This window comes from Pseudomonas emilianonis, assembly GCF_023072625.1.
GTDB lineage: Bacteria > Pseudomonadota > Gammaproteobacteria > Pseudomonadales > Pseudomonadaceae > Aquipseudomonas > Aquipseudomonas paraveronii.
Window position 1 is genome coordinate 1 of record NZ_JAKNRV010000303.1, and the last position, 6,430, is coordinate 6,430.

The 6,430-nt window shown below is 59.2% G+C and carries 7 protein-coding genes and 1 pseudogene; 6 read left to right on the forward strand and 2 right to left on the reverse strand.

The annotated features are described in order from the left end of the window. Positions 1–520, reverse strand: a 520-nt coding sequence (locus L9Z73_RS23200; protein WP_247405991.1) for a TIGR01244 family sulfur transferase, incomplete at its 3' end; no start/stop codon positions are given. Positions 521–574: 54 nt separating this feature from the next. Continuing rightward, positions 575–1,453 (reverse strand): MBL fold metallo-hydrolase, encoded by an 879-nt coding sequence (locus L9Z73_RS23205; RefSeq protein ID WP_247405993.1) that lies wholly within the window; start codon positions 1,451–1,453, stop codon positions 575–577. Positions 1,454–1,697: 244 nt separating this feature from the next. Between L9Z73_RS23205 and L9Z73_RS23210 the strand changes: the two genes are divergently transcribed. The 6 genes and pseudogenes from L9Z73_RS23210 to L9Z73_RS23235 form a co-directional block, all read left to right on the forward strand. Further along, positions 1,698–3,026, forward strand: coding sequence for a sigma-54 interaction domain-containing protein (locus tag L9Z73_RS23210; protein ID WP_247405997.1), 1,329 nt, complete (start codon positions 1,698–1,700; stop codon positions 3,024–3,026). A gap of 47 nt (positions 3,027–3,073) precedes the next feature. Continuing rightward, positions 3,074–3,361 (forward strand): cytochrome oxidase putative small subunit CydP, encoded by a 288-nt coding sequence (gene cydP / locus L9Z73_RS23215; protein WP_247406000.1) that lies wholly within the window; start codon positions 3,074–3,076, stop codon positions 3,359–3,361. Beyond that, positions 3,358–4,929: a cytochrome ubiquinol oxidase subunit I gene (locus tag L9Z73_RS23220; protein WP_247406004.1), complete on the forward strand. Its 1,572-nt coding sequence runs from the start codon at positions 3,358–3,360 to the stop codon at positions 4,927–4,929. The genes cydP and L9Z73_RS23220 overlap by 4 nt, the downstream gene beginning before the upstream one ends. After that, the gene (gene cydB / locus L9Z73_RS23225) at positions 4,922–6,058 is read left to right on the forward strand and encodes a cytochrome d ubiquinol oxidase subunit II (protein ID WP_247406006.1); all 1,137 of its coding nucleotides are present in this window, start codon (positions 4,922–4,924) and stop codon (positions 6,056–6,058) included. Before L9Z73_RS23220 ends, cydB begins: the two co-directional genes overlap by 8 nt. A gap of 22 nt (positions 6,059–6,080) precedes the next feature. Continuing rightward, positions 6,081–6,203 carry a cytochrome bd-I oxidase subunit CydX gene (gene cydX, locus L9Z73_RS23230; RefSeq protein ID WP_198865031.1) on the forward strand — a complete coding sequence of 41 codons (123 nt, stop codon included), beginning with the start codon at positions 6,081–6,083 and terminating at the stop codon, positions 6,201–6,203. Then, positions 6,200–6,430 (forward strand): annotated as a pseudogene (locus L9Z73_RS23235) (hypothetical protein); the annotation flags it as partial. The gene cydX and the pseudogene L9Z73_RS23235, both read left to right, overlap by 4 nt.

Below are 6,430 nucleotides of genomic sequence, written 5' to 3' on the forward strand. Positions count from 1 at the left end.
CCGGCTTTCGCGCCAGCAGGCTGGAGGCCGTGGCGATACCCGCCGCGCCGGCGCCAATGATGACTACGGTGTGCTGCGCCTCAGCCACTTCGACCGGCGTGCGGCCCTGGTTCGCAATCCGCCGAATCACGCCCTTCATATCGAACCCGGCTTTTTTGGCGCTCTCGACGATGTGCGGCAGGTCGTGTTGACCCGCTTGTGACAGCGCCCACATCGTTGTCGAGCGCATGCCGGACCGGCAATAGGCCAACACCGGCTTGGGCAGCGTTTCCAACAGCTTGCCGAAGGCAGCCCCTTGCTCGTCGGTGACTTTGCCCGATTCGGCGGGAAGGTATTGCGCTTCGATGCCGACTGCGTCGGCGGCGCGTTTTATTTCGGCAAACAACGGTTGGTCGCCGCCTTCGCCATCGGGGCGGTTACAGATGATGGCACGAAAGCCGGCGGCTTTCAGTTCAGCCAATTGGCTGGGGAGAATCTGTTCTGATACCGATAAAGCAGGTGCAAGGCTGCGGATATCCATAAGTGTCTCCGTTATGGGTATTTTTCTTATAAGTTTTTTTGGGGTGGGTGAGTGTCAGGCGACGTTTAGCGGGATTTTCAGATAGCGGGTTCCGTTCGATTCAGGCTCGGGCAAATGCCCGGCTCGCATGTTGACCTGGACCGAGGGCAGGATCAGTGTCGGCATGTCCATCGAGGCATCCCGCTTGGTACGCATCGCCACAAACTCCTCCTCACTGATGCCATTACGCACATGCACGTTGTGCTCGCGCTGTTCGGCAACGGTGCTGACGAACTGCACCTCGCGGCCACCTGGCTGGTAGTCGTGGCACATATACAGCAACGTATCCGCGGGCAGGCTCAACACTTTGTTGATTGACTGGAACAGCGTGCGCGCATTACCGCCCGGGAAGTCGCAGCGGGCGGTGCCGTAGTCGGGCATGAACAGCGTATCGCCGACGAAGGCCGCCGTTTCGCTGCCCTTGCTGATCAGGTAAGTCATACAGGCCGGCGTATGGCCGGGTGTATGCAGCGCGGTGCAGTGCAGCGTGCCGATGCTGAACGACTCGTCGTTGACGAACAGGTGATCGAACTGGCTGCCGTCGCGGGGCATCTCACTACCGGTATTGAACAGCGTGCCGAAGACCTTTTGCACGGTCGAAATCTGGCTGCCGATGCCTATTTTTCCGCCGAGCTTTTCTTTCAGGTAGGGCGCGGCGGTCAGGTGGTCGGCGTGGACGTGGGTCTCGAGAATCCACTCGACCTTTGCGTTCAGCTCGTTCACCCGAGCTATCAGACGGTCGGCGGAGGTGGTGGCGGTGTAGCCTGATTTAGGGTCGTAATCCAACACGCTGTCGATGAGCGCGCAGTGGAGGGTGGTCTCATCGAGCACCAGATAGCTGACGGTGTTGGTAGCAGGGTCGAAGAAGCCTTCGACGTGAAGTTTGACGCGCATGAACTGTCTCCTTAGGGGGGGCTTTTTTTTCGAGCCGCTTAGACTAAGGACTGACATTGCAATAAGTTTGCCAGGCCATGGCAGTAGCGAAATAGCCTAATATCCAATTGATTTTATTGGGCTTTGTGTTTTTGTATGGGGGTATTCAGGCCTGCATCGGGTGGAGTCTTCTGCCATTGGCAGTGCCTGTTGACACAGGTGGCAGTGCCACAACAGGATGGAAGAATGGATTCCAGGAGCCATGATGAAGACTTTTCTGCCTACCCCACCCGACGCCGTCCCACGCCCGGATCAAGTGCAGTCGCTTGTTTCGTTTCTGGAACACGAGCCCAATCCGATGATCGTGCTCGATCCGGACTACAACATCCTGGCGGCCAATACGGCCTATCAGCGCCAGTTCGGTAGCGCTGACAAACCGTTTATCGGCCATAAGTGTTATCAGATCTCACACCATTACGACGTCCCCTGTGACCAGGCGGGTGAGAATTGCCCGATGAAGAAGGCCCAGGAAATGCGCGGGCCGGATCGTGTCTTGCACATCCACCACACACCGCGGGGGCCTGAGCACGTTGACGTCGAATTACGCCCGATCCTCGACGAGCATGGTGCGATCACTGCTTATGTGGAGCGCCTGACGCTGGTGCGCAGCGCATCGGCGCGCCCGAGCAACGATGGCTTGGTAGGCTGTTCCCCGGCTTTCAACCTCGCCCTGTCGGAACTGCAGCGGGTGGCGCCCTCCATGCTGCCGGTGCTGCTCCTGGGCGAGTCGGGCACGGGCAAAGAGCTGTTCGCGCGCGCCGTCCATGAAACCAGCGAGCGGGCCAGCGGGCCGTTTGTCGTGGTGGATTGCTCAGGCTTGACCGAAACACTCTTTGAGAGCGAGCTGTTCGGCCATGAAAAAGGTGCCTTCACCGGCGCCGTCACGCGCAAGCCCGGCTTGGTTGAAACGGCCCAGGGCGGCACGTTGTTTCTAGATGAGATTGGCGATGTGCCGTTGTCCATGCAGGTCAAACTGTTGCGCCTGATCGAATCGGGCACGTATCGCCGGGTCGGCAGTGTCGAGACTTTCCACGCCAATTTCAGATTGATTGCCGCCACCCACAAACCGCTGGAAAAAATGATGGAAAAAGGCGAGTTCAGGCAGGACCTGTACTACCGCATCAGCGCGTTTCCCATTCACTTGCCCCCTTTGCGCAACCGGGTAGAAGACATCGGCTTGCTGGTGAATTCATTTCTACAACGTCGCGGTGCCGGCAAGCGTCGACTGACCATCGACGCCGAAGCCCTGGCAAGACTTCAACAGTATCCGTGGCCTGGCAATATCCGTGAGTTACGCAATGCCCTGGAAAGAGCGAGTCTGTTCGCTGACGATGGCGTCATCCGTGCCATCCATTTACCCCAGGCGTCCGTGGCGCTGCCGCTTCAGGCTGATGCTGCTTCGACGACGTTCGATGACAGCACGCTGGCGCAGGCACTGGCGACGTTCAAAGGCACCCGCAGCGAGCTGGCCAAGCACCTGGGGATCAGCGACCGCACTTTGTACCGACGCCTGAAAGAACAGGGCCTGGCCTAGTCATCTACGACTGCCAATGACTGCCATGCTGGCAGATTGGCAGCGTATTGATCAGCGACGGTGCGCAAAACCTGTCGCGAAAAATTTATAACTATCTGTTTTTAAACGATAAAAATAGAAATCCTGCCTTTGGCATGTCCTGTGCTTACTGCACAGGCATGACCATTTCCGACAAACGACTACTACGCCATCTACTCACAGCGGTGCTGATCAAGCTCGTGCTGCTGAGCCTGCTGTGGTGGCTGTTCATCCGGGATTCGCACGTCAGTGTCGACCCGAACATCGTCGGCAACCGTTTCGGTGTACCCACCTCGACTCAAGGGGCAAGCAAGTGATATCAGAACAACTGGTGGATTTGTCACGGCTGCAGTTCGCAGCCACTGCGCTTTACCACTTTCTATTCGTACCGCTGACGGTTGGCATGGTGTGGCTGCTGGTCATCATGGAAAGCGTCTATGTGATGACCGGGAATGTCATCTGGAAGGACATGACGCGCTTCTGGGGCAAGTTATTTGGCATCAACTTCGCCCTGGGGGTGACAACCGGTATCACCCTGGAATTCCAGTTCGGCACCAACTGGGCGTACTACTCGCACTACGTGGGCGACATCTTCGGTGCGCCGCTGGCCATCGAGGGCTTGATGGCGTTCTTCCTCGAATCGACCATGATCGGTCTGTTCTTCTTTGGCTGGGATCGCCTGAAGAGAGAGCACCACTTGCTGGTCACGCTGCTGATGGCCATCGGTACCAACCTGTCGGCGCTGTGGATTCTGATCGCCAATGGCTGGATGCAGAACCCGGTGGGCTCGGAATTCAGCTACATCACCATGCGCATGGAGATGGTCGATTTCTGGGCCGTGGTGTTCAACCCGGTGGCCCAGGCCAAGTTTGTACACACGGTGTCGGCCGGTTATGTCACCGGTTCGATGTTTGTGTTGTCGATTTCCAGCTGGTACTTGCTCAAAAATCGTGATGTCGAGTTCGCCAAGCGCAGTTTTCGGGTAGCGGCCGCCTTCGGTCTGGCCTCGGTGCTGAGCGTCATCGTGCTGGGGGATGAGTCGGGTTACACCGTGGGTGAGGCGCAGCAAACCAAGCTCGCGGCCATGGAAGCCATGTGGGAAACCAAACCCGCGCCGGCGGGCCTGACCTTGCTGGCCAGCATCAACGAAGCCGAGTCCAGGAATAACTGGGAAGTCGATGTGCCCTGGGTGATGGGCTTGATCGGCACACGCTCGGTGAGCAAGCAGATTCCTGGCATTCACGACATCAAAGCGAAGAACCGCGCGCGCATCCTGCGTGGCATTACCGCCGTCAATGCGCTTGAAGCCCTGCGGGCCGATCGCACCGATAAGGCGGCGTTCGATACCTTCGAAGAGTACAAAGCGGACCTCGGCTTTGGCCTGCTGCTGAAAAAGTACGTTGAAGATGTGAACCAGGCCACGCCGGAGATCATCGACAAGGCGATGAACGACACCGTACCGCGTGTGACCCCGATGTTCTGGGCGTTCCGGATCATGGTCGCGCTGGGTTTCGCCATGCTCCTGCTGTTCGGGCTGGCCTTCTGGAGCACCTTGCAGTCGGTCTGCACACGCCGCCGCTGGTTGCTGCGTTGGGCCCTGTGCATGCTGCCTGCGCCTTGGCTGGCCTGTGAGCTGGGCTGGTTCGTCGCTGAATATGGTCGTCAACCCTGGACCATCTACGGCGTGCTGCCCACTCACATGAGTGTTTCCACCCTTAGCGTCAATAACCTCTATGGCTCGCTGGCAGGCTTCGTGGCTTTCTACACCGTGCTGCTGGTGGTTGAAATGTTCCTGATGGTCAAGTTCGCCCGCCAAGGGCCGGGCAGCCTCGGAACCGGTCGTTATGCTTACGATGCCAACATGAAGGAACTCCATCATGCTTGATTACTTCACCCTGAAAATTATCTGGTGGGCACTGGTCGGCGTACTGCTGATCGGCTTCGCCATCATGGACGGCCACGACATGGGGGTCGGCACCTTGCTGCCCTTCGTCGGCCGCTCGGACGTGGAACGCCGCGTCGCAATCAACACCGTAGGGCCGCACTGGGACGGCAACCAGGTGTGGTTCATCACCGCGGGCGGCGCACTGTTCGCCGCGTGGCCGGTGGTGTATGCCACCGCGTTCAGCGGGTTCTACTGGGCGATGATTCTGGTCCTGTGGGCGCTGTTCTTCCGCCCGGTGGGGTTTGACTATCGCAGCAAGATTCACAACGCCAAATGGCGCAGCACCTGGGACTGGGGGCTGTTTGTCGGCGGGGCCGTGCCGCCGCTGGTATTCGGCATCGCGTTCGGCAACCTGTTGCAAGGCGTACCGTTCCACTTCAATAACATGCTGGTTTCGACTTACACCGGGAGTTTCTGGCAACTGCTGAACCCCTTCGCGCTGCTGACCGGTGTGGTGAGCAGTGCAATGATCACCCTGCAAGGCGGTACCTATCTGGCGCACCGCACTGAAGGCGTGATCCAGGCCCGTGCGATCAAGGGCGGGGTTGGCGCGGCGCTGGTGCTGATGTGCACATTCGTCATTGCCGGCGTGTGGTTGCAATGGATCGACGGCTATCGCATTACCTCGGTGGTGGATACCGCCGGGCTGCCGGATATTCTCAACAAGACCGTAGTACGCGAAGCCGGCGCCTGGATGGCCAACTATGGTCATTATCCTGTGTTGTGGCTGCTGCCTGCGCTGGGCCTGGCGGGCGCCGCCGGTGCCGCATTGTTGATGCTGATGCGCCGCACGCTGGCCGCGTTTGTCGCCTCGTCGCTCGCGGTGGTCGGTGTGATCAGCACCGCCGGTGTGTCCATGTTCCCGTTCGTCATGCCGTCGTCAACCGTGGCTGCGGCGAGCCTGACCGTGTGGGACAGCGTGTCCAGTCATCTGAGCCTGGCGATCATGTTCTGGGCCACGTTGATCTTCATGCCGTTGATCGTGATCTACACCTCGTGGGCCTATCGCGTCATGCGCGGCAAGGTCACCGTGGCGCATATCAAAGCCAACGAACATTCGGCCTACTAACGCCATCAGAGGAGTAAAGACTATGTGGTATTTCGCCTGGATGCTGGGAGTCGGTTTTGCGCTGCTGCTGGCGATATTGAATGCGATGTGGGGCGAGACCGAAGCCGGTCGCGCCCTGAGCGACCGTGAGGAGCCGCGGCCATGATGCCGCGTGTCGCCGACGCCCCGGCACCCTCACGCCTTCACCCGCTGAGCTTGCTGATCGCGGTAGGGATCATGCTCGTGTGTACGCTCTATCCGCCCCTGATGGCCTTGGGCTGGATGCCGATCAAGGCCCACCACTGGCCTGGCGAAGGCAAGATCACCTTTATCCGCGGCGAAAGCGCACACGCGATGGACGCCGACGCGATTCAACAGCAGATCAACCAATGG